Origin of the sequence: Methylomicrobium lacus, from assembly GCF_041897535.1 — a bacterium.
Lineage (GTDB): Bacteria > Pseudomonadota > Gammaproteobacteria > Methylococcales > Methylomonadaceae > Methylomicrobium > Methylomicrobium lacus_A.
Map to the genome: position 1 here is coordinate 4,330,741 of NZ_CP169217.1, position 22,296 is coordinate 4,353,036.

Here is a 22,296-nt window from a genome sequence, read left to right on the forward strand (position 1 = left end):
AGCCGGAATCAGCTAAGGAAGCGTTGAACAAGCCAGAAGCCTAACCGATCGTGGCTAAGGTCTGCTAATAACAGAAGGGGACGAATTTGAGGTTTCCGTGTTTACAGTTATTGCCATCCCGCTTCGCCGGACTTGCCGCGTTGGCGACTCTGGTCATAATGTCATCTTCGGTTCGCGCTGCGGATATCGAACCCCGATCCTATTCCAACATCCCTGTCGGAGTCAATTTTCTGATTGCCGGATATTCCTATACCCAAGGCAATGTGTCATTTGCACCTTCGGTGCCGATCGAAAACGGTAAGATGGAAATTCACAGCAGCGTTTTTGCCTATGTCCGTTCGCTCGATCTGTGGGGAAAATCCGGCAAGGTTGACATCATCATCCCCCAGGCCTGGATGTCGGGAAAGGCGGATTTTTTGGGGCAACCAAGGCCCCGGCAAACCTCGGGTTTTACCGATCCCTTGTTTCGTTTGTACGTGAACCTTTTCGGTGCCCCGGCCCTGTCGATGAAAGAATTCGCCAGTTACCAGCAGGACACGATTATCGGCGCCAGCCTGGCGGTGATTCCGCCGGGAGGGCGATACGAGTCGCAGAAGATCGTCAATATCGGCACCCATCGTTGGGCAATCAAGCCCGAAATCGGCATTTCCAAGGCGTGGGGGGCATGGACTGCCGAGTTCGCTGCCGGGGTATTTGTTTTTACCGATAACGACGCTCAGTTTGTGCCTGTCTCTCCAAAACAGGGAGTGAACGTGCAACTGCAACAGTCGCCGCTTTATAACTTCCAAGGGCATTTGATATATAGTTTCGGACACGGTATGTGGGGGGCAATAGATGCCAATTATTACACCGGCGCGCGTACCACACTGAACGATAAAGTCACTGATACCCTTCAACAGAATTGGCGCGTTGGGGGTACGCTTTCATTTTCGGTTAATCGGCAGAACTCCATCAAGATTTTCGGCAATACGGTTGTTCACGCACGAACCGGCAGCTTTTTCGACACGATCGGAATTGCCTGGCAGTACCGTTGGGGAGAAGGATTTTAGGGTTGCTGCCGAGACCCCGATTTTCCTAATTTTGTAGACATCTTAAAAAAATAGGTGTCTTCGCACTAGGCAATGCTTCATCCCGGGTCTTGACCTAAAGTCCAATAGCGCAATCTGCTTGCGCAGCAATAGAATGATTGCTTCGGATTTTGAGATTAACTAATCCGTCTTCAGACGAATCATAAATAAGACTCATGTTTCGATCTATCGAATTTAAAGGGAAGGGGCTTGTTTTTCTGTTTGATTTTGATATCGAGTTGCGAATACCGTGCAATTTTGGCCGGGTATTCGGCCGGTAATTTTTTTGTTCTCACCAAGAGGAGAGTTAACCATGAAAAAATATAGTTGGAGCTTAAAACGCTCTGTTCTGTGTGCGATAGCACCGTTGATCATGGTGGGCTGCGCAGAGGAACAAGCGGCAATCCGGCCACAACCCACCGCAGCCCTTACTTCGGCGACTGTGGCGGTGGCCGAAATGGAGCGCGATCCCAAAAAAATACTCATGAGCATGGCCGAGTTTCTGGCCAAGACCCCGCGTTTCAGCGTGAACCTGACGGGCAGCTTCGAAGTGCTCCAGGAATCGGGTCAGAAGATCGAATTCGGCGAGAGCAGGAGGATCACCGTGAGCCGGCCCAATGGGCTTCGGGTAGAGGTGGAACATAGCGACGGCGAGAAGCATCTCGTCCTGTACGACGGCAAGACGATTACGACGTATACCCCGACCCAGAATGTCTATGCGCAAGTTTCCAAACCCGGGGGCATTGACGAGGCAGTCACCTATTTCCTGAAGGATCTGCATATGCGGCTGCCGCTTGCCGCACTCCTGCTCAGCCGGCTTCCGGCCGAACTCGAAAATCGGACGCAGGCGCTCGACTATGTAGAGAAAGACGTGATTCATGGGACACCGGTCCACCACCTGGCGGGACGTACCGAAACGGTAGATTATCAGGTCTGGGTCCCGGCTGGCGCCCAGCCGTTGCCGCTCCGCGTGGTGTTGACCTACAAGAACGCGGAGGGGCAGCCGGCGTTCAGAGCGGTATTTTCCGATTGGAATCTTGCGCCCGCCATTCAGGATAACCTGTTCGTGTTCACTCCACCCGAAGGGGCACGGAAGATTGCCTTCCTCGCACAGTTGCCCCAAGTCGCGCTTGAGGGCCCTAAAAAAACAGTACAAACCGGAGGAAAGAAATGAATACCAAACCCTACTTTATCGTTACGGCTATGACGGCCACGATCGTTTTACTCATAGGAACCGTCGATGATGCTGCCGCCCGTGGCCGTGGAGGCGGCGGGGGCGGAGGCGGTTTCTCCGGTGGCGGAGGAGGCGCGAGGGGCGGTTTCTCCGGTGGCGGCGGGGGAGGCGCAAGGAGTGGCTTTTCCGGTGGAGGCGGTGCTGGCGGCGGGTTTTCCCGTAGCGGGGCCGCCGCAAGCGGCAGCTTCTCGTCCGGCGCGGGACAATACGGATCGAGAAGTGCCGGAAGTTCGGCGGCCTCCGCGTCCAGAGCGTCTGGCCGATCGCAGACCGCTCAGACCGCTTCCACGAACCGTGCAACGACCCAGCAAGGCCGCCAAACGACTTCGACGGCGAATCAGGCCCAGCGGCAGCAATACTCGAATCAAAACGTTGAGGAGCGCCAAGAAGGATACACTGCCAGGACTGCCACGCGCCAAGAAGGTTACACAGATCGGACGCAAGCGAGGCAGCAAACCGCGCAGTCTTACCACGGCGGAGGGTATTACCCGCCACAGTCTGGACATTACGACGATAACAACTGGGACGATGGCGAAGTCGCCGCCGTGGCAATCGGCGCAGCCGCCCTGGGCGCGATGGGAGGCTACGCGGCCGGCCAGTCAACCTCCACGACAACAACAGCCCCCTCGACAGTCGTCTATGCGCCGCCGCCATCGGGTTCCGCAAGTCTGCCATGCACTCCCAACACGGCTGTTGTTGACGGCGTAACTTATTATCAGTGCGGTTCTACCTGGTATACCCAGGCATACGGTAATGCGGGTGTCGTTTATTCACCGGTAGCTCCGCCGCCCGGATATTAGCCAAGAAACGGGGCGGGCAGTTGCAATATTGATCCCAAAGATCGCGTCAGGGTTTCTAACGAGGCCAGCCCTTGTCAGGGAGATAGATAGCGGCTTAAACCATAACCCATAACTTACAGAGTAGGAAAATAACCATGAAACACACATCTTTATCATTCACAATGGGTGCAAGCATCCTGTTACTCACCTCCACATTTTCACCCGGTGTTTCTGCGCTCACGATAACCCCCATGCAGGGACAAACGCCGGATCAGATCCAAAGGGATCAGGCTGATTGCACTTCAATCGCACAACAGTCTGCCGGTTCGCAAACCCAGCCAGCCGCTCCTACTGGCGGCCGAGCGAGGGGGGCGGCCGTAGGCGCGATGGCGGGTGCGGGAAAGGCGGAGGCGCAAGGGCGGCAACACGGAGCCTATGGCAATGTGAACGACGACATCAAGCAAGAATACCGTCAAAACGAAGCCAAATCGGCCGCTGCCGCCGGAGTTGTTGTCGGTGGAGCCAAACAAAGGCACGATCGCCGCGAGGCATCGCAACAAAGCGCTACGTCGTCTCAAGCATTTGATCAAGCGTATAGTTCATGCTTGATGGGGCGGGGTTACAGTGTCCAATGATGGGGCTGTAACTCTATCTTGAGCCGGGCGGGGGTTGAAAATCCCGTCCTTTTGAAGCTGATGACGGATGGAGGACAGAGGATTTTCGATCATGGCAGAGAGGTATCCGAAAGCTACGAACACATTAGACCAAAGTCCAGTATCTCTGACGCACCAAACCCGCTAAAGTGACGCCACGATGAAAACTGATAAGGCTGTTATAGCCGTCATAGATGATGAGGAGTCCGTTTGCAAAGGTCTTGAGCGGTTGTTGCGTTCCGCAGGGCTTACCGCAAAAACATTCCTTAGCGGCCCCGATTTCCTGCGGTTCCTGGAAACTGGCCGGCCGGACTGCGTCGTGCTCGATCTGAATATGATGCCGATGAACGGCTTTGCGGTTTTGGAACAACTTGCGCTGAATCGTTCGAAATTGCCGGTGATTGTAATCACCGGCAATGATAGCGAAGAAGCCTACGGACTCGCCATGAATAACGGCATTGTCGCATATTTGCGCAAGCCGGTTGACGGGCAGGTTTTACTGAATGCCATCGATGAGGCTGTCGGGTGTAGAAAGTAAACCGTCGCAAGCTGCTTTATCGCGGCGGATCGCTGGTTTTCTATGCAAATCGATAGGATAAGTTCCAGTGAGTGGATTAGAAATTTTAATTGATTGAACGGTATGAATTTGCTTCTATAAGCAAATACCAACAGAACTTAGCCGGACACAGTATAATGACTCATTCCGCACTTCGGAGTTGAATCCGCGCTTTTTTGTTTCAAGAGCTTCGAAATATAAACCTGGATTTCCGAAAACTGGGTTCGAATTGTTTTGGCCGGAATACCCAATTGCTAAATGCCTATGATGTTTTTTTAGAGAGCTTATTAGTGGGTGTCATGAATTCGAACTCTTCAGCTTACTCCATGGCTCCATTCTGAATGTCACACCATCGGTTAAAATTATGACTAAAGGCATCACGCTGGTTACAGGAGCCACAGGACACCTTGGCGCCAACCTGGTTCGCCGTCTGCTTGCCGATGGGGAACAAGTGCGGGTGATGATGCATTCCGAACGCGACAATGGGGCACTCGCTGGCCTCGATGTGGAGCGCGTGGTTGCCGACCTTCGCAGCCGTGAGGCGGTTTTCGCGGCGGTGCGCGGTTGCGCCCGCGTTTACCATTGCGCCGCTCTGGTTTCGACGATCGAAGGAAACGCGAAACATAAGCGCGAACTATTCGAGACCAACGTTCGCGGTACCATCCATGTCCTGCAGGCGGCCAGGTACCATGGCGTCGACAAGGCGGTGGTGTCGGGATCGTTGAGCGCCACCGGCTACGAGCCCGGCCGTTCCAGCCACGAAGGCATGCCGTTCTATCCTTTCGATCGCCATCTGCCCTACGGCTTCACCAAGCATCTGACCGAGCATGAATGTCTCAAAGCCCACGCCGACGGCCTGAACGTGGTGGTCGCGACTTCCTGCGCGATCATCGGCCCCCACGATTATGCGCCCTCGCGGATGGGTCGCGTACTGATCGATTATGCTCACGGCAATCTGCGCGCCTACATTCCCGGAGGCTTCGAATTCGTATCCGGCCGCGATATTGCCGAAGGGCATGTTTTAGCGATGCGGTATGGGCGTTCCGGGCAGAAATACATTATTGGTACCGCCTACGCCAGCGTGGATGATTTGATGGCGCTGTACCGAGAAGTCACCGGCCGCCCATTGCCTCGGCTGCGCATGCCGCCGTTGTTGATGGCCGCTCTGGCCGAGGTAACCGACAAGACCTGGTATCGGCTGTTTCCGAACCTGCCCCGGCGCTTCACGCCGGCGGCGGTGCGCCTGCTGCAGATGCGCCGGCAGGCGGACCACGACAAGGCCAAACAAGAATTGGGCTACCAGTCCACCCCATTGTCCCAAGCGGTGCGGGAAGCTTACGAAGATTTCGTGCGCAGGGGCTTAATCGTCCCGGGCAAGTAAAGTACCAACGCATCCCTGCTTAACCGCGAATCGGAGTTCCGAAGATGAACAACACACAGACAATAACTCCGCCCCCCGCCTTTGCGGAAGCCAAGACTTCCCGGCAAAAGGCACGTGCCGCCGGCATGGACCCTGATCGCTGGTACGTGGTGGAATACGACGGCGCCGTAAAAAAAGGCCAGGTGAAGGAGGTCATTTTCTGGAATACCCCCATTGCCCTTTATCGAGGCGAAGACGGTGAACTCGCGGCCATGCAGAACCGCTGCGCGCACCGCCAGCTCAAGCTCAGCCAGGGCGCGGTGGACAAGTGCAGTTTGCGCTGCGCCTATCATGGCTGGGCCTACAATAGGGAAGGCTGGCTGGAGGACTACTCCCACGACAGCTTCGGCAAGCCGCTGATCAAGAAACGGCTGCGGACTTATCCGGTGCAAGTCCGCTACGGCCTGATCTGGCTTTTCCCAGGCGATTCGGAGCTGGCCGCCGAGCACAAGATACCGGAAATACCCGAACTCACCGGGAATAACACGTGGGCCAGCTTTGCCGTGGATTACACCTGGCAGACGCATCATTCGATGGTGATGGAGAATATCTGCGATTTCTCCCATGCCTTCCTGCACCGCAAATACAAGCCTTTCATCGATGCCAAACTGACTCATCACGAAGCCGATGACGATCGGGTTTACCTGACCTATGATACCTATATGGCCGGCGGCCGGATTTCCGGGCTTTTCGTTGACCGCAACCGGGTCAATACCCGCTTGATCGAATTGTGCTACGAGTACCCCTACCAATGGACCAACACCGGCGACAGCATCAAGAACTGGTCGTTCATGCTTCCGATCAACGAGCGGACCACCCGGGTATTTTTCCTGTTTTATTTCGATGCGCTGACGATTCCGCTGCTTTCGATCAAAACCCCGAAGTGGCTGACCCAGATGGTGCTGAATATTGCCAAGCTGCTGGTGTTCAGGCCCATACTCGATCAGGACGGTGTCGCCCTGGAAGCCGAGATGTTAAGCTATGAAAGCTACTGGAATGCGCCGCCCATAGAGCTGAACCCGGTAGTGCCGATGTTCCAGCGTCTTAGTGCGCGCAAGTGGGAGGAATATCTGGCCCGTAAGGAGGCGGCGCAGGCTGCTTCAGCGGATTGATTAACAACATTTCTGATTAATGAATATCACCCATCGTGCCGCCAAACTCGCCGAATGTTTTGCCAGAAACCCTTGGAAGATCTTGGGATTAGCCTTATCGCTCTCGGTTTTGGCCGGCTGGGCGACGGTGCAACTCCCGGTCTACACCTCGCGGCAGGCTCTGCTGCCGCAGGACACGGACGTGGCGCAGCGTTTCAACGCTTTCCTGAAAAATTTCGGTGCTGCCTCCGATCTGATGGTCGTATTGGAGGGAGCTCCCCGTAACGAACTGGAATCCTTTGCCGACGATCTGGCGGAAAAGTTAAGAGCGGAGCCCGAGATCGGCCAGGCGGCATCCCGCCTCGATACCGCGTTTTTCCTGGACCACGCCTACCTGCTGATGCCGGCCGAGGGGCTGGACAAGCTGACCGCGATCGCGAAGCAGCCGATCCTGGGCGGCGGGATGGAAGAAAACCTGCGCAAAGCGTTGAGTTGGAGCAAAGACCATCCGCCGCTGGGAGGGGCCGGCACCGACCTGCAAACCGCCGAAGCCGGCTTGAACCTGGCGGCGTTTTTCCTGGAAGAGTGGCGGCGCTGGCTATTCGCCGAAACAGTGCCAGCCAGCTTCGACTGGAACAGGCTGCTGGCCAAAAACGGGGCGGGCGGCATGGCCGACGGCTACTTCGCCTCGCGCGACGGGAAGATGCTGTTTTTGTTCGTCCATCCGAAAAACCCTTCCGAGGATTTCGAGAACCTTGGCCCTTTTGTCGGCAAGGTCAAGCAGGTGTCGGAGGCTTTGGCCGGGCAAGTCAAAGCCGCAGGCCACATTCCGCCCACGGTGGGACTGACCGGGTTACCTGCCATCGAGTATGAGGAATATACCAATATCCGGAGGGATATCACCCTGGTGATATTCACTTCCGCCGGATTGATCGCCGCCTTGATCTTGCTGGTGGTCCGCAGCGTGCGCTGGGCCGTGCTGATTTTCATCCCGATGGGGCTCGGGGTGCTGTGGAGCTTGGGTCTGGCGCTGGTCACCGTCGGCCATCTGACCATCATCACCGCCGCCTTCATCGCGATCTTGTTCGGCCTGGGGGCGGACTACGGCATCTTCACCTCCTCGCGCATCGCCGAGGAGCGACGGACTGGCAAGCCTTTGGTGGAAGCCATCGGGGCCGGCATCGGCTCCTCCTTTATCGCGGTACTGACGGCGGGCGGCGCCTCGCTGCTGATCTTCGGCGCCCTGGCCACGGTGGATTTCCCAGGTTTCGCCGAACTGGGCCTGGTGGCGGCCAAAGGCGTTCTGATGATCCTGATCAGCACCTGGATGGTCCAGCCCGCGCTCTATGCCTTGCTGCCGCCCAAATTGAAAGAGATTAACTCGCCAATCACACAGACAAGTCCTGTAGAACCTGGGAAATGCGGCGGCAGATTCCCCAAGCCTGCCGCAGTGGCGCTGGTGATTCTGGCGATAGGCGGCGCCGTCTTCGGCGGTATGAAGGGCCTCGGCATTCCGTTCGATTACGACGTGTTGGCCATGTTGCCTAAAGATTCCGAGGCGGCCTATTATCAACGCCGCATGGTGGCGGAGAGCGACTTCCAGTCCGAGGTGATTATTTTCACCGCCAAGGATATGGCCGAGGCCCGGCGGATCACCCGTGAGGCGGGCAAGCTCAAGACGGTTGCTCAGGCGCAGTCGTTGGCCAACCTGTTTCCAGAGGACAGAGGCGAACGCCTTCACAAAGCCGTGAGTATCGGCGAGGCGTTCGCCCGGGCCGATTACGCCAAGCAGATCGCCGAACTCGACCAGGCCGGCTTGTCCGCAAAATCATTCGAGCTATTGCGGGAGGTGCTCGAAAACGGCACCGGTATCATCGACGAAGCCGAAGAGCAGGCCTTCTCGGCAGGGCATGACAAACTGGTCGAGAGTTTGGAGGATGTGCGCGCACAACTATTGGCGATCTCGGCGAAACTTGCCGCAGACGGCGAACAGGGCCGGGGGCGCAGCGAGAGTTTCCTGCGGGCCTTGTTGGCCTCAGCGGATGCCGGGCTCAAAATCATCGACGGCTGGCGGCAGGCCAAAGTTCTCACGCCGGCGCAGTTGCCGCCGGCCTTGCGCGACCGATTTTTTGCCGCCGACGGTTCCATCGCGGTTTACGCCTTTCCGGCCAAATCGGTGTATGATCCCGGCAACCTCGACGCTCTGATAAAAGACGTCTACAGGGTCTCGCCGGAAGCGACCGGCTTCCCGACCACGCATCAGGCGTTTGCCAAATCGGTGGTGGAAGGTTTCAGCCGCGGCACGCAGTTGGCTTTGGCGCTGTGCCTGCTCTGGGTCATGCTTGCGACGCGCAGCGTGCGCGGCTTCCTGCTGGCGGCGCTGCCTCTGCTGATCGGCGGCGGCTGGATGCTCGGGCTGATGGCCCTGGGCGGCATTCGTTATAATTATGCGAACATCGTCGCGTTGCCCTTGGTGATCGCGTTGGCGGTGGATTATGGCGTGTGGTTCAGCTATCGCTGGGCCGAATTGAAAGGCTACTCACCCTTAGAAGTCAGTCTGGCTGCCGGCAAGGTGATCGGGCTGGCCGCGGGTACCGAGTTGGCCGGTCTGGGCGCGATTACCCTGGCCAGCTACCGGGGCGTGTCTTCCCTGGGCGTCAGCATCACGATCGGACTGTTGTGCTGCCTGACCGCAACTCTCGTCGTGGCGCCTGCCATCGGACAATTACTGGATTCCAGGAGAAAATCATCATGCGAAAAACCTGTCTTATAATCGCCGGCCTGTTAGTCTCTTTTACGGCAAACGCCGCGCCCAATCCCGAAATGATCGTGGTGTGCTATCCCGGCGGCCTCGTGAATGCCAAGGATGCCAACGAGGCGATGAGTTCGATGCTGCGGGTGGTGGAACGCGTCGGCCAGTGGCAAGAGAATAGCTTCATCAGCCTGTTTACCGCCAAAGCGGACGAATGCAGGCAACGGATGGCCGAAAAGCGTCCCAAGTTCGCGATCACCTCTTTGGGGCTCTATCTGGAACTGCGCGGCCAACACAACTTGGTCCCGGTGGTCCAACCCAAGATCAAAGGCCTGACCCACGAGCGCTACCGGGTGATGGTGCAGAAGGACAAATACAAGAGCCTGGACGATCTTAAAGGCAAGACCCTCGGCGGCACGGTGTTGGAAGAGCCGTCCTACATCGGCAAGATCGTTTTTGCCGGGAAATACGACCCGGCCAGTTTCTTTGTCCTGAAAAAGTCCAATCAGGCCATCCGTGCGTTGCGCGCATTGGACAAAGGGGAACTCGATGCGGTCATTTTGAACGAGCAGCAATTCGGCGGACTCGGCTCGCTGCATTTGCAAACGCCCCTTGAAGCGGTCTTCACGTCCGAGGAAATCCCGCTGATGGGGGTCGTGGCCAACAGCGCTACCACGACCGCGGAAGAACGCGCCCGCTTCAGCAAGGCGCTGGAGGGGATGTGTGCCGACGCCGAAGGCAAAAAACTGTGCGAACTGTTCGGAGTCGAAGCCTTCGCCGCCGCGGACCCGGTTGTGTTCGAGCCCATGGTCAAACTGTGGGATAAGGGGAGTTAAGATTTTGCGTCACGCTCGACTTTTTGCGGCCGTTTCGGTGCTGGCATTTCTGGCGGGCTGCGCCGGGCTCCAGAGCGGCCATGTTCAAATCGACCGGCTCTCCGACTGCCCCAAGCAGACGGCGGACGAGCTCGTTGCCCAACAAAGCCGGCTCGGCCCATTGAGCGACACCCATACCCTGGAATGTGCGCTGACTGTGCTGCGCGACAGCCAGGATATCGCGCTGCTGCGGACCTCGCTAGGCAGTCGCCTTTGCCTGCATCTGGCCGAGCGCGAAACCAACCCCGAAAAACGTGAAAAGCTGGCCGCCGAAGGCGTGGAGTTTGCCGAAGCCGCCCTGACACATAAGGTCGACGAGGATGGGCCTGTGCATTACTATCTGGCGGCCAACCTTGGCCTGGCGGTGCGCGAACACATCACCGTGGCCATGAAGAACCTGAGCCGGCTCGAAAGCGAGATGAAGCAGGCGCTGGCCTTGAGTCCGGACATCGACGACGGCGGCCCGATGCGTCTTCTGGGCGCGCTCTATCTTAAAGCCCCGTCCTGGCCCAATGGCATAGGCGATCTCGACAAGGCGTTGGAACTGCTGGCAAAGGCGGTCAAGGAGCATCCAGGGCATCCGCTCAATCATCTGTTTTATGCCCAGGCCCTGTGGAGTGAGGATGACGAGGCTGTCCTGACTCAGGTAAAAGCCGAATTCGCGCAAGGGGAGAAACTGTTGGACGAAGGCAATTGGGGATACAATAAGGCGGCTTGGCAAAAGGAATTCGACACGTTTCGACAGGAACTTCGAGGCGCCGTATCCGTTGGACAGTAATCTGTGGATTCAGGCCATTCAATGAACGAAATATTCAACTCCAGGTGAATTAGGGGATGACGATTAATAAGGGAGTTGAGGGCTACTAGTCGCTCGACATAAAAAAATTGGACCATAGTCCAATATGAGGGAATGTGAAAAAATTTTACATTAATGCGTAACAAGTGAAGTCGCATTGCCGGTCAATCAACGGCATTGATCCACGACAGCGCAAAGGCGCTTGTAAGACTTGAGCATTTTGTCTTTCAGTAATTTCCGGCCGATGATATGTTTGACATCGCTGGCTATGCCCGCCACCTGGTCGGTGTAGCTGCGCACCTGCTGAAAGACGACCGTACCGTTGTGATAGGGCAGACAGCCGGTTATCCATTGGCTGGAATTGTAGGAATGTGGCGCATAGAATTCGCGGGTCAACACCAAGACGCCGCCGTTCCAATCCATACTGATGCGGTGCCTGAGAATGACCGCTGGGCGGTTTTCGACTTTTTTCTCGACCCAGGGGAAGGCTTCGTCCGCTCCGGCCGGCAAAGGTTTTGGGTAATCTCGCCATGCCTTGTGCAAGGCGGGCAAGTAACGGTTTAGGATGGGGCTGGCATTTGCGGCCTGACGGAGTTCCAAGGACGGCTTGGAATCCGGGCCCTCCTCCCGAACATAAGGAGCTATCGCAGATATTCCTTGGCGCCGATAGGCTTCAAAGCGTCGGAATAGAATCTCCCGGTAGTGCTGTAAGAGCCTGCCTTCGAAGAACTTAGCGTTCTGCTTGAGAGTTTTGAGACTGTCAATCTCGGCAGCGGACAGGTTGAATGCGTCGCCCGGCTCGGCAGCCGATAAGGTTTCGATTTCTTCTCTGGACAGGACGATAGGCGCCAAGGAAATCGGACCGCCATGCTCTTTCAACAATCCGTACCCAGTGACATCAACATCTAGCGGGTCAGGATTTTCCTGCCGCAAATGTTCGGCCACCTTGATCGATGGAGCCGGTAAAAGCCAAGCGATGCCCGCCGCAATCTCATCGTCGCGGCCTTCGGTTAAGGCATAAGCAACGGGCTGACCTTGCGCCAGTTCGGCAATTTGCTCTTTATCCATCCCCATCACGCCCAATACTTCCTCGGTTGCGGGAGGGGCGGCGAAAGCGGGAGTTCCCGATAGGATAGAACTGATGCCCAATAGCCCTGAGAGGGCGACGGCATGAGACGGTTTTCGATGCATCGGGATGCACCTCCTGGCGGCAAGCCGTTGCGAGCAGATAGCCAATTTGGCTGCCTCACGGAATTTAAAAAAAATTGGATGTGACAGCGTCTCTAATAATTCCCGATTAATTTACAATAAACCCAATGATAAAGCCCGATCAATTATTCGAACACCTATTGACCCATTACCGCGGCCTATTCGCCACCCTTTTTCTTCTACCTGTCTCGGCGGTCTATGGCGCCTACGCCGGCATTCGTAATGGGATTGCCTTTCCCCTGAACAGCGCCTCCGCCAAACACGATGCCAGGATTGAAGCGGTGATTCGGCAAATCGTGGACTGGAAAGAGCAGGGCGCAAAACAAAAATCTGTGCACCGCAAGGTCAGGCTGGAAAACCATGAGTGAGATGGTGCCTAAATACAAGCTGTCCCATCGCAAGATCGATGTCGGTCTGTACGACACTTGAAATCGACGAACAGCGCGGCATCGTCCGCGTGGAGCCGCTCGCGACCATGGGCCAGCTTTCGCGCAGCCTGATTTCCCGCGGCTGGACGCTGTCCGTGGTGTCGGAGCTGGACAGTTTGACGGTGCGCGATTATTTTCACCGCCATACCCGTAGCTATTTCTGGGCCATGGAGGAAATCATTGCTTTTGGCAAGCACCCGATTTTCAGGGCGCTGCTCGGCTGGGCCTTGCCTCCTCGCATCGAATTATTGAAATACACGGAGACCGAAACCACCCGGTGGCTCAGGGAAAAGTTTCATGTGGTTCAGGACGATGATCGACCATGCCGGCTATGACCTGTTGCGGAAGCGCTTGCCGTATTGACGGTACGCCTTTGATGAAGTGTACGACAAGGTTTCCACGCAAGGCAGGGTTTCGCCGGTCGAGATGAGGAGGCTGGAAAAAGGAAAGTTTTGTACATTAGCCGGGTACCGCGTAGAATCAAAGCTTCCCGCCTGTAGCATGTAAAGGAACATGCTCTTCAAGGAACCACGAGGATCTGCCATGAGCGTTCCTGAATGCAACCACCCAGTTCGAGTGATGAATACGACGACTACCGAGAAAACCGTTTTGCCCGGCAGAGCTCCGCCGAAAATGCCCGGCGCCTTGCCGCTTGTAGGGCACATGCTCGCATTCGGTAAAAATCCTTTTGAGTACATGATGAAACTCCGAAATTCACTCGGCGAGATCGGTGAATTTCGTATGTTTCATCAAAAAATGGTGCTGATGACCGGTCCTGAAGCGAATGAAGCTTTTTTTCGTGCGCCCGACGCGCAACTGGATCAAAGCCAGGCGTATAAGATCATGACGCCGATTTTTGGCAAGGGTGTGGTGTTTGACGCGCCGCCGCATAAAAAAGACCAGCAGCTTAAAATGCTGATGCCGGTCTTGCGCGATAAACCGATGCGCGGCTACGCAGAGGTGATCGTCCGGGAAGTCGAACAGATGATTGCCGGGTGGGGCGATGCCGGCGAAATCGATTTGCTGGCGTTCATGAAAGCACTGACCATTTATACCTCCAGCCACTGCCTGCTCGGCGATGAGTTCCGTTACGAATTGAATGAGGAATTCGCGAAAATTTATCACGATCTCGAAAAAGGCGTGAACCCTCTGGCGTTTGTGTTTCCCTATCTGCCCTTGCCGGTCTTTCGCCGCCGCGATAAAGCCCGCGCTAGACTTCAAGAGCTAGTCACCGGTATCATTGCCAAAAGAGCGCAGAAACCGGAAAAAAGTGAAGATGCATTTCAGTTGCTGATCGATGCCCGCTATGACGACGGCAGCCGCTTGTCCGCCCATGAAATAACCGGCATGTTGATCGGTACGATTTTCGCAGGTCACCATACCACCGCAGGTACGGCGTCCTGGACCCTGCTGGAACTCGCGCGCCGGCCTGAAGTGATGCGGAGCGTGTTGAATGAACTGGATGCCCACTTCGGCGCCGATGGCGAAGTCACTTTTCAATCGTTACGCGAAACGCCGCTGCTCGAAAACGTGATCAAGGAAGTCCTGCGCCTGCATCCGCCGTTGATCTTTTTGATTCGCAAGGTGATGCGGGATTTTCACTTCAAAGGCTATACGGTCAGGGCCGGAAAATATGTCTGCACCTCGCCGCGCGTATCGCATCGCATTGCGGACATTTTCCCGGACCCGGAAAAGTTCGATCCTGAGCGCTATTCGGATGCACGCCAGGAAGATGCCAGGCCTTTCAGCTGGATTGCCTTTGGCGGTGGCAAACACAAATGTTCGGGCAACGCCTTTGCGATGCTGCAACTGAAAGCTATTTTCAGCATTTTGCTGCGCCGGTATACCTTCGAGCTGATCGACGACAAGGACACTTACCAGGATGATTTCACTCAAATGGTGGTGCAACCTGTGTCGCCTTGCCGGGTTCGCTACATCAAACGTTTGGGCATGAAGAAAGCCGCTGCCGAGACGGCGAGAAATACGGCGCAAGCAGAGGCTCCTGTTAGACCTAGATTTCAAATCAAAATCGATCGGGAACTCTGCCAAGGCCATGCGACCTGCATGAGCGAAGCGCCAGAACTTTTTCACGTAGACGATGTTGGCAACGTGACTGTTCTACAAGAAAGCCCGCCGCTGAATTTGCTCGCGCAAGCCCGGCAAGCCGAAAAATATTGCCCAACCCAGGCAATAAAGATTGAACTGATTGAGAACCCTGAAGAGTCGAAGAATGGCCGCATATCCTAGAGCAGAACTGGAAGAAATGGTTGAACGTTGGTTACAGGCGAATCGTGACGCTGAAAAAGAAGGCAACTGGCCCAAATATTTGGGGGCGATGTATACCGATGACGCAGAATATCGCTGGAATATCGGACCCAATGAAGAATTCGTCGCGCGCAGCCGCAAGGAGATTGAAGAATGGGCTTTAGGCGTGCAAATGGAAGGCTTTGAACAGTGGCACTATCCCTACCACCGTATTTTAATCGATGAAAAACTGGGCGAGGTGATTGGCTTGTGGCGGCAAGTGTCGCCTGCGCTAAGGGAGGATGGGACGCATTATGAAGTCGCAGGTATCGGCGGTTCCTGGTTCCGTTACGGCGGCAATTTCAAATGGGAATGGCAGCGGGATTTCTTTGATTTGGGCAATGTGAAAGCCCTGTTTTTTGAGTTGGCCGCCGACGGCAAACTCGACCCGGCCGTGAAAAGAAAAATCGGCAAATTGGCCAAGGGGCAGTTACTGCCCGGCCACGAACGTTTGCGCAAACCGCCCGGATTATTCAAAAAACTGAAGGGATTTTTGGCCATGGTGCGTATTGCCCTGTTTAATCAATAATTCCAAAATGCATGGAAACTCTCCTTTCAAGAATGGCATCTGATGCTCAACCCCGCTAAAAAAAGAACCTCTAATAATCTATGCTGCATGTAAAGCCTTCCTGGAAAAGCTGGCAACTGCTCACTGAACAGGGCCGGCAAATTTGGGCATTCAAGCCCGGCTCGAACACTATCGATACTCATCTACAAAATGCCGATCAGATTTCGGATGAAGAAATAGCCCGGTTTGCCGAGGATTTTCATTTCGATTCACTCCTTAATCCCAATTCCGCCGACCAGGTATATCGGCACGCAGCGATCAATGCGAAGTACCGGGAATTTGCCGGGAAAATTCCTGAAGCCAAGACCCCCGAAGAGCAAAACGTCGCCGATGCGCTCGTCAAGGGCATCAATTACTTTTCTTACCTGCAAAGCAAGGATGGCCATTGGCCGGGCGATTATGGCGGCCCGTTATTCCTTTTGCCAGGCCTGCTGATCGCTTCCTATATTTCCGATGTGCCGTTTCCCATGGCGCATCGGGAAATGATGAAGCGTTATCTATTCAATCATCAAAATACGGATGCCGGCTGGGGCATGCATATCGAAGGTGAATCGACCATGTTCGGCACGGTGATGCAATATGTGTCATTGCGCCTTCTGGGAGTGGATAAAAACCATGATCAACTAGTCAAAGCGAGGACTTGGATTAAAAGTCATGGCGGCGCAACCGGCATTCCTTCCTGGGGAAAGTTTTATCTGGCGGTGTTGAATTGTTATGACTGGCAAGGATTTAACAGCCTGTTTCCTGAAATGTGGTTATTTCCGAAGTGGCTGCCGGTGCATCCCTGGCGCTACTGGTGTCACACGCGTATGGTGTACTTGCCGATGGCCTATTGTTATGCTCAGCGTATTAAGGTGCCCGAAAACCCACTGATTTTGTCACTCAGAGAGGAAATTTATAACGAAGATTTCGCCTCGATTGACTGGCCGAAGCAGCGCGATGCGGTGTGCGAAAAGGATTGTTACACCACGCCGTCTCCGGTGCTGAAGTGGATGAATTTTTTCACGAATAACTATGAAAAATTCAAATGCAACTGGCTCAGGAAAAAGTCCACTGACTATATATTGAAATACATCGATGCCGAGGATCAGCAAACCGACTACATCAACATCGGCCCGGTCAACAAAGCGATCAATTCGATTTGCATCTGGCATGCCCATGGCAAGGATTCCGCGCCATTTAAACAGCATGTCGCGCGCTGGTATGATTATTTATGGGTGGCCGAGGATGGCATGAAGATGAACGGCTACAACGGCTCGCAGCTTTGGGATGCCGCTTTTGCGACCAGGGCGATGCTGGAAAGCGATATTGGCAAACTGTTTCCGGAGACGATCGCTAAAAGCTATCGCTTTATCGAACGATCGCAAATCCAGGCGGAACACGCGACGCATGCCGAGTTTTTCCGTCACCCGATGATCGGCAGCTGGCCCTTTTCAACGCCCGAAAACGGCTGGCCGGTTGCGGATTGCACCGCGGAAGGTCTAAGTGCCGCGTTGGCGGTTCATCATTCGGGCCTGGTAGAGCCGGCGATCGATCAGTCGCGTATCCAACGGGCGGTCGACGTCATTTTGTCATACCAAAATTCCGATGGCGGCTGGGCAACCTATGAATTGACGCGCGCGCCCAAGTGGCTGGAAAAACTGAATCCTTCCGAAGTGTTTGCGGACATCATGATCGATTATTCATGGACCGAATGTACGGCCGCCTGTGTGATTGCGTTACTGGAGATTCAGGAAACGGATCCCGCGTATAGAAGCAGTGAAATTCGCCAGGCGACCAGCGCAGGACTCCGTTTCATCCTCAAGCAACAAAGGCTCGACGGCTCCTGGTATGGGGGCTGGGCGGTATGTTTCACCTATGCGACGTGGTTCGGCGTGGAAGCACTCAGCAAGGCCAGGGCTAGAGGATATTATGACGATTCGGCCTTAGCGGCCGGCATCAACAAAGCCTGCGCCTTTCTCGTCGGTAAACGAAAAGCGGATGGTGGCTGGGGCGAAACGTTCAAATCCTGTTCGACGTTGGTTTACTCCGAGGCGCCGACGTCCCAGCTGGTGAATACGGCGTGGGCTTTACTGGCGCTGATGGCCGCTGAGTTTAGCGAAAGAGATGTTATCGAAGCAGGTATCGATGTGCTGTTGCATAAACAAAGCGACATCGGCGATTGGCCGCAGGAAAGTATTTCCGGCGTTTTTAATTATAACTGCATGATCACCTATGCCAACTACAGGAATATCTTTCCAATCTGGGCGTTGGGCCGATACTACAGGCAGCATGTTCAGGGATGATCGATGAATCAACGCAGTTCAAAGCGCTCATATTCAGGGAGCTTACTATGAAGTCAGAATTCGACATCTGTATTATCGGCGCCGGCATGGCGGGCGCCACCATCGCCGCGTACCTCGCCCCCAAAGGCATCAGGATTGCGTTAATCGATCAGTGCTATAAGGAAAAAAAGCGCATCGTCGGTGAATTGCTGCAACCAGGAGCCGTACAGTCGCTCAAGCAAATGGGACTCGGGCATTGCCTGGAAGGGTTTGATGCGCAGCAGGTTGAGGGTTATTCGCTACTGAAAGGGAATGAAAAGTTCACCGTTCCGTATCCGGATGACTTTAAGGGAATGGGCCTGCATAATGGCCGGTTTTTGCAGCAAATTAGAGCCTCTGCGCTGCAAAACGAATCGGTGACGCAAATACACGGCAAGGCATTGCAACTGCTCGAAAATGAGCGGCAGGAAATTATCGGCGTGAGTTATCGGGAAGAACTCTCGTCCGAGATCAAGACCCTTCATGCGCCCCTCACGATTACCAGCGACGGTTTCTTTTCGAATTTTAGGGAGTGTCTCAGCAACAATGAAAAAACGGTGACCTCTTACTTTATTGGTTTGATACTGAAAGATTGTGAAATGCCTTTTCCGAAGCATGGTCATGTGTTTTTATCGGGACCGACGCCGTTCATTTGCTATCCGATTTCCAGTTTTGAAGTCAGGCTTTTGATCGATTTTCCGGGCGGAGAACTGCCGAGGAAATTGGCGCTGCAAGCGCATCTGGATGCGAACGTGACGCCTTATATTCCTGAAGCCATGCGCAGCAGCTATCAGCAGGCCTTGCAGGAAGACGGGTTTAAAGTCATGCCCAATCATTACATGGCGGCAAAACCTATCATCAGGAAAGGCGCGGTGATGCTGGGAGATGCGCTGAATATGCGGCATCCGTTAACCGGCGGCGGTTTGACCGCGGTCTTCTCGGATATCCAGATATTGAGCGCCTATTTATTGGCGATGCCGGATTTCAATAATACCGATTTGATTCATCAAAAAATCGAAGCCTATTACCGGGACAGGAAGAAGGCCAATGCCAATCTGAATATTCTTGCCAATGCGCTCTACGGCGTGATGTCGAATGATTTGCTCAAATCCGCTGTTTTCAAATACCTGCAGCGCGGCGGCGCCAACGCGCAGGAGTCGATTGCCATCCTGGCCGGCTTAAACAGGAAGCATTTCTCGTTGATTAAACAGTTCTTTTCGGTGGCACTATTCGGCGCCTACGACGTGGTGCGTGAAAATAGCGCGAATATCCCGAAGGCCATAAAGATTCTGTCGGATGCGCTGACCATCATCAAGCCGCTGGCCAAAAATGAACTGTGGTAACCGACAAAGCCGGTTGTTCAAGCTTGATAGTCGTTTTGATCCTGCGCTTTGGACAAAACCCCGGCGCGTTCGGCCAGACGGACCAGATCGGCCAATGACCGGGCTTTCAGTTTCGTCATCAGATGAGCGCGGTGGACTTTGATCGTTTTTTCGACCGTACCGAGGTCGGCAGCGATTTGCTTGTTGAGCTTGCCGGCTACGACGTGTTCCAGGACTTCCCGCTCGCGCGGAGTCAGCGTCGCGAGTTTCTGCCGGATTTCACCCTGTTCGGCGCGAGTCCGCCGGCTCATGCGATCCTTTTCGAAAGCGGCATGGATGGCGGCGACCAAGTCTTGGCCATTCACCGGTTTGGTCAGAAAATCGACGGCACCCTGTTTCATCGCCTGCACACTGACCGGAATGTCGCCGCGTCCGGTGAGAAAAATGACAGGTAATTCGATGTCCCTGGCAGCAAGTTCCTGTTGCAACTGCAGTCCATTGAGATCGGGCATCGAAAAATCGAGCACCAGACAGCCGTGGGTCCCCGGTGCGTACTGTTCAAGAAACTGATACGGCGTACCGAATGTAATCACGTTCAAATCCATCGCGCGCAGTAGCAGCGCCAGGGCTTTCAGCACGGAAGGGTCGTCGTCGACCATAAACACGATCGGAGCGGGCTCGTTCATGCGTTCTCTCCAGAGTATAATGGCAGCGTCAGATGAAAGACCGCGCCGCTGTCGTTTTTGTTGGTAGCCCAGAGTTGTCCGCCGTGTGCGGTGATGATGGTCCGGCAAATAGGAAGTCCCAAGCCCATGCCATGCAATTTGGTCGTGAAAAACGGCTCAAAGATGTTCTCGAGGTTTTCAGCGGGAATTCCCTGACCTTGATCGACGACGGATACCTGCGCGCTATTATTGCAGGTTAATTGGGTGCGGACAAACAGTCGGCGCCTGCCTGCTTTTGTTTGAGACATCGCTTCACAGGCATTCATGATCAAGTTTAGCAACACTTGCTGGAGCTGCACGCGATCGCCTATGACGGCAGGGAGTTGCTGATCGAGGTCAACGCTCACGGCAATATTGTTATTCACCAAATCGCTGTGCAGGAGTTTCAGGACATCGCGCACTACCTTATTCAGATCGACCGGCAGATGTTCTATCTCGCACCTCTTGAGCAGCAGACGCAAGCGGTGGATGATATCGCCGGCGCGCCTGTCCTCGGCGACTATGTCGTTCAAAATGTCACGCACTTCGGCAAGATCAACGACGTCGCGCGCGAGGAAACGCTGGACGGCCTGGGCATTGCTGAGAATGGCTGTTAGCGGCTGGTTCAATTCATGCGCCAGCGAACCGGAGAGTTCGCCTAGCAGGGTTACGCGCGAAAGGTGCGTTAGCTCATTGCGTTGCTGTTGCACCTCCAGTTCCGCTTGTTTACGCCGGGTAATATCGATCGAAACGCCGAGCATTCGCAGCGGCTGATTGTCATGGCCGAATTCGATGCGGCCGCGGGAGTTAAACCAGTGTATCTGACCATCCGGCATCTTAAGACGGTATTCGCTCTCAAAATTGCCGTTTCCCGCCATTGATTTTTCCACTGCCAACCTGACCTGTTCGCGGTCCTCGTCATGAATGATGTTAAGCAAGCAATCGAAGCTGATTTTCTGCGGCGTGGCGATGCCGTAAAACGCACGGGATTTATCCGTGCTCAAAATTTCATCATGCACGATGTCCCATTCCCACAACCTCAGTTCCGCAGCACTCGCCGCCAGTCTCATGCGTTGTTTGCTGATACGCAATTCGGCTTCCCTGGCCTGCAACTGTTGAGCGAGTTGTGCCGAGTTCAGCATATCGCAACTCAGCTCATAGGACATGGCGAGAAGAATCGGCATGAAGGATAGGCCGGCTATATAGGGCGAATCGATAAAACCGGCGTTCACCAGCGCGGAATGGCCCACCGCTGTGAGCAGGAAAATGGTGATGCTGGCGCTGAAAATGACGGCGCGGCGGCGGCCCGTGTCCGTTCCTCCGCGCCACATGGTGAATGCCGCATCCAGTACAAAAGCCGCGAGAGCCAGGGCGCTGAGCGGCCCGACGATGTACCAGGAATTGAGCGAGCCCACGGGGAGGTAGATTGTTTCACTACCCCAAACCGTTATCTGTTTGAGGCCGGTGATTTCGTCAAAGAACAGGTTCTGTCCAGTGGTTAAACTCAGGGTTAGCGCCAGCAGGCGCAGAACGACTACGGTCCATGCCAGCCAGGAGCGGCCGGCATCGAAATAACAGCGTACGAAGCACACAATCGCCACCCAAAGCACCAAAATGGGAAGATGAGCCCAGCGAAGAATGATCGCCATTTGTTCAATGGACGTCGCGCGCATGGCCAACAATTCCATGCCGGTGATGATGGCGGCAGCGACGGCGGCGACCGCGAAAGATAAATTCGCCCTTGGCTTGATGCCCTTAGCCCATAAGAATAGATGCAGCAGTGCAAAGGTCAGAGAAGTCGACGCCAGCATGGACCATAGCACCGTGATCCAGCTCATCGATAGACCGCCGAATTTGCTGAATCGTAGTTCATTCCGGTGACCGGATGCCTAAGCGAGGCAATAAGGAGCGGAAAAGCCATCCAGATTATCCAATGGGTCAATGAACACATTTTTTGCAATGAAAGCATCATGCCGAAACGTGGAACCTGAAAAGGGTATGTTCTGTTGTGTCCATTAAGCAATTAATTTGACCAGGAACTTTGTGTTTCGATTCAAATAAACTAGGCCTAAAGTCCAATAGCCGCGAATTGTAACCGCAAGTAATATACCATGAAAAAATTGCGTAATTAAATTTTAATAAAACATGAGAATATGAGTTAGCCGTGCTGCATGTTCAGTATAGACGTATATATTGCTAAAAGCATCAATTGACACAATGAATCATATGGGGAAG

At 54.7% G+C, this 22,296-nt stretch carries 20 protein-coding genes; 14 read left to right on the forward strand and 6 right to left on the reverse strand.

Features of this window, described 5'->3' with window-relative positions; genetic code table 11:
• Window positions 1–140: 140 nt before the first annotated feature.
• Complete coding sequence (locus ACEPPP_RS19350) at window positions 141–1,049, forward strand: transporter (protein ID WP_374088986.1); 909 nt, start codon at window positions 141–143, stop codon at window positions 1,047–1,049.
• Window positions 1,050–1,380: 331 nt separating this feature from the next.
• Entirely contained in the window at window positions 1,381–2,241 is an 861-nt protein-coding gene (locus ACEPPP_RS19355; protein WP_374088987.1) for a DUF2092 domain-containing protein, read from the forward strand.
• Window positions 2,242–2,288: 47 nt separating this feature from the next.
• Here ACEPPP_RS19355 and ACEPPP_RS19360 read toward each other — a convergent pair whose 3' ends face one another.
• Entirely contained in the window at window positions 2,289–2,687 is a 399-nt protein-coding gene (locus ACEPPP_RS19360; protein WP_374088988.1) for a hypothetical protein, read from the reverse strand.
• A gap of 695 nt (window positions 2,688–3,382) precedes the next feature.
• The gene (locus ACEPPP_RS19365) at window positions 3,383–3,640 is read right to left on the reverse strand and encodes a hypothetical protein (RefSeq protein WP_374088989.1); all 258 of its coding nucleotides are present in this window, start codon (window positions 3,638–3,640) and stop codon (window positions 3,383–3,385) included.
• A 253-nt stretch (window positions 3,641–3,893) separates the two neighbouring features.
• Between ACEPPP_RS19365 and ACEPPP_RS19370 the strand changes: the two genes are divergently transcribed.
• From ACEPPP_RS19370 to bstC, 6 genes are all read left to right on the forward strand, one after another.
• The gene (locus ACEPPP_RS19370; protein WP_374088990.1) at window positions 3,894–4,271 is read left to right on the forward strand and encodes a response regulator transcription factor; all 378 of its coding nucleotides are present in this window, start codon (window positions 3,894–3,896) and stop codon (window positions 4,269–4,271) included.
• A 382-nt stretch (window positions 4,272–4,653) separates the two neighbouring features.
• Window positions 4,654–5,670, forward strand: a complete 1,017-nt coding sequence (locus tag ACEPPP_RS19375; protein WP_374088991.1) for an NAD-dependent epimerase/dehydratase family protein — start codon at window positions 4,654–4,656, stop codon at window positions 5,668–5,670.
• Between the two features lie 44 nt (window positions 5,671–5,714).
• Window positions 5,715–6,821 (forward strand): Rieske 2Fe-2S domain-containing protein, encoded by a 1,107-nt coding sequence (locus tag ACEPPP_RS19380; protein WP_374088992.1) that lies wholly within the window; start codon window positions 5,715–5,717, stop codon window positions 6,819–6,821.
• A gap of 19 nt (window positions 6,822–6,840) precedes the next feature.
• Window positions 6,841–9,573, forward strand: coding sequence for a sterol transporter cytoplasmic membrane protein BstA (bstA, locus tag ACEPPP_RS19385; protein WP_374088993.1), 2,733 nt, complete (start codon window positions 6,841–6,843; stop codon window positions 9,571–9,573).
• Window positions 9,552–10,388, forward strand: coding sequence for a sterol transporter periplasmic substrate-binding protein BstB (bstB, locus tag ACEPPP_RS19390; protein ID WP_374088994.1), 837 nt, complete (start codon window positions 9,552–9,554; stop codon window positions 10,386–10,388). The genes bstA and bstB overlap by 22 nt, the downstream gene beginning before the upstream one ends.
• 4 nt (window positions 10,389–10,392) lie before the next feature.
• Complete coding sequence (gene bstC, locus ACEPPP_RS19395; protein ID WP_374088995.1) at window positions 10,393–11,205, forward strand: sterol transporter outer membrane protein BstC; 813 nt, start codon at window positions 10,393–10,395, stop codon at window positions 11,203–11,205.
• Between the two features lie 186 nt (window positions 11,206–11,391).
• Here the strand turns inward: bstC and ACEPPP_RS19400 are convergent, their stop codons facing one another.
• A complete protein-coding gene (locus ACEPPP_RS19400; protein WP_374088996.1) occupies window positions 11,392–12,414 on the reverse strand; it encodes a hypothetical protein in 1,023 nt (340 codons plus the stop codon).
• Window positions 12,415–12,539: 125 nt separating this feature from the next.
• Between ACEPPP_RS19400 and ACEPPP_RS19405 the strand changes: the two genes are divergently transcribed.
• Window positions 12,540–12,800: a hypothetical protein gene (locus ACEPPP_RS19405; RefSeq protein WP_374088997.1), complete on the forward strand. Its 261-nt coding sequence runs from the start codon at window positions 12,540–12,542 to the stop codon at window positions 12,798–12,800.
• A gap of 38 nt (window positions 12,801–12,838) precedes the next feature.
• The gene (locus tag ACEPPP_RS19410) at window positions 12,839–13,195 is read left to right on the forward strand and encodes a hypothetical protein (protein ID WP_374088998.1); all 357 of its coding nucleotides are present in this window, start codon (window positions 12,839–12,841) and stop codon (window positions 13,193–13,195) included.
• Here the strand turns inward: ACEPPP_RS19410 and ACEPPP_RS19415 are convergent.
• Window positions 13,190–13,558 carry a hypothetical protein gene (locus tag ACEPPP_RS19415; RefSeq protein WP_374090962.1) on the reverse strand — a complete coding sequence of 123 codons (369 nt, stop codon included), beginning with the start codon at window positions 13,556–13,558 and terminating at the stop codon, window positions 13,190–13,192. The two genes, ACEPPP_RS19410 and ACEPPP_RS19415, sit on opposite strands and share 6 nt — an antisense overlap.
• Here ACEPPP_RS19415 and ACEPPP_RS19420 point away from each other — a divergent pair.
• From ACEPPP_RS19420 to ACEPPP_RS19435, 4 genes are all read left to right on the forward strand, one after another.
• Window positions 13,494–15,107: a cytochrome P450 gene (locus ACEPPP_RS19420; RefSeq protein WP_374090953.1), complete on the forward strand. Its 1,614-nt coding sequence runs from the start codon at window positions 13,494–13,496 to the stop codon at window positions 15,105–15,107. The two genes, ACEPPP_RS19415 and ACEPPP_RS19420, sit on opposite strands and share 65 nt — an antisense overlap.
• Window positions 15,091–15,693, forward strand: a complete 603-nt coding sequence (locus ACEPPP_RS19425; protein ID WP_374088999.1) for a nuclear transport factor 2 family protein — start codon at window positions 15,091–15,093, stop codon at window positions 15,691–15,693. Before ACEPPP_RS19420 ends, ACEPPP_RS19425 begins: the two co-directional genes overlap by 17 nt.
• An 80-nt stretch (window positions 15,694–15,773) precedes the next feature.
• A complete protein-coding gene (locus ACEPPP_RS19430; protein WP_374089000.1) occupies window positions 15,774–18,017 on the forward strand; it encodes a terpene cyclase/mutase family protein in 2,244 nt (747 codons plus the stop codon).
• Window positions 18,018–18,064: 47 nt separating this feature from the next.
• Window positions 18,065–19,378, forward strand: coding sequence for an FAD-dependent monooxygenase (locus ACEPPP_RS19435; RefSeq protein WP_374089001.1), 1,314 nt, complete (start codon window positions 18,065–18,067; stop codon window positions 19,376–19,378).
• A gap of 17 nt (window positions 19,379–19,395) precedes the next feature.
• Here ACEPPP_RS19435 and ACEPPP_RS19440 read toward each other — a convergent pair whose 3' ends face one another.
• Together ACEPPP_RS19440 and ACEPPP_RS19445 are read right to left on the reverse strand one after the other, a co-directional pair.
• Window positions 19,396–20,043 carry a response regulator transcription factor gene (locus tag ACEPPP_RS19440; protein WP_374089002.1) on the reverse strand — a complete coding sequence of 216 codons (648 nt, stop codon included), beginning with the start codon at window positions 20,041–20,043 and terminating at the stop codon, window positions 19,396–19,398.
• Window positions 20,040–21,899, reverse strand: a complete 1,860-nt coding sequence (locus tag ACEPPP_RS19445; protein ID WP_374089003.1) for a sensor histidine kinase — start codon at window positions 21,897–21,899, stop codon at window positions 20,040–20,042. Before ACEPPP_RS19445 ends, ACEPPP_RS19440 begins: the two co-directional genes overlap by 4 nt.
• Window positions 21,900–22,296: the final 397 nt, after the last annotated feature.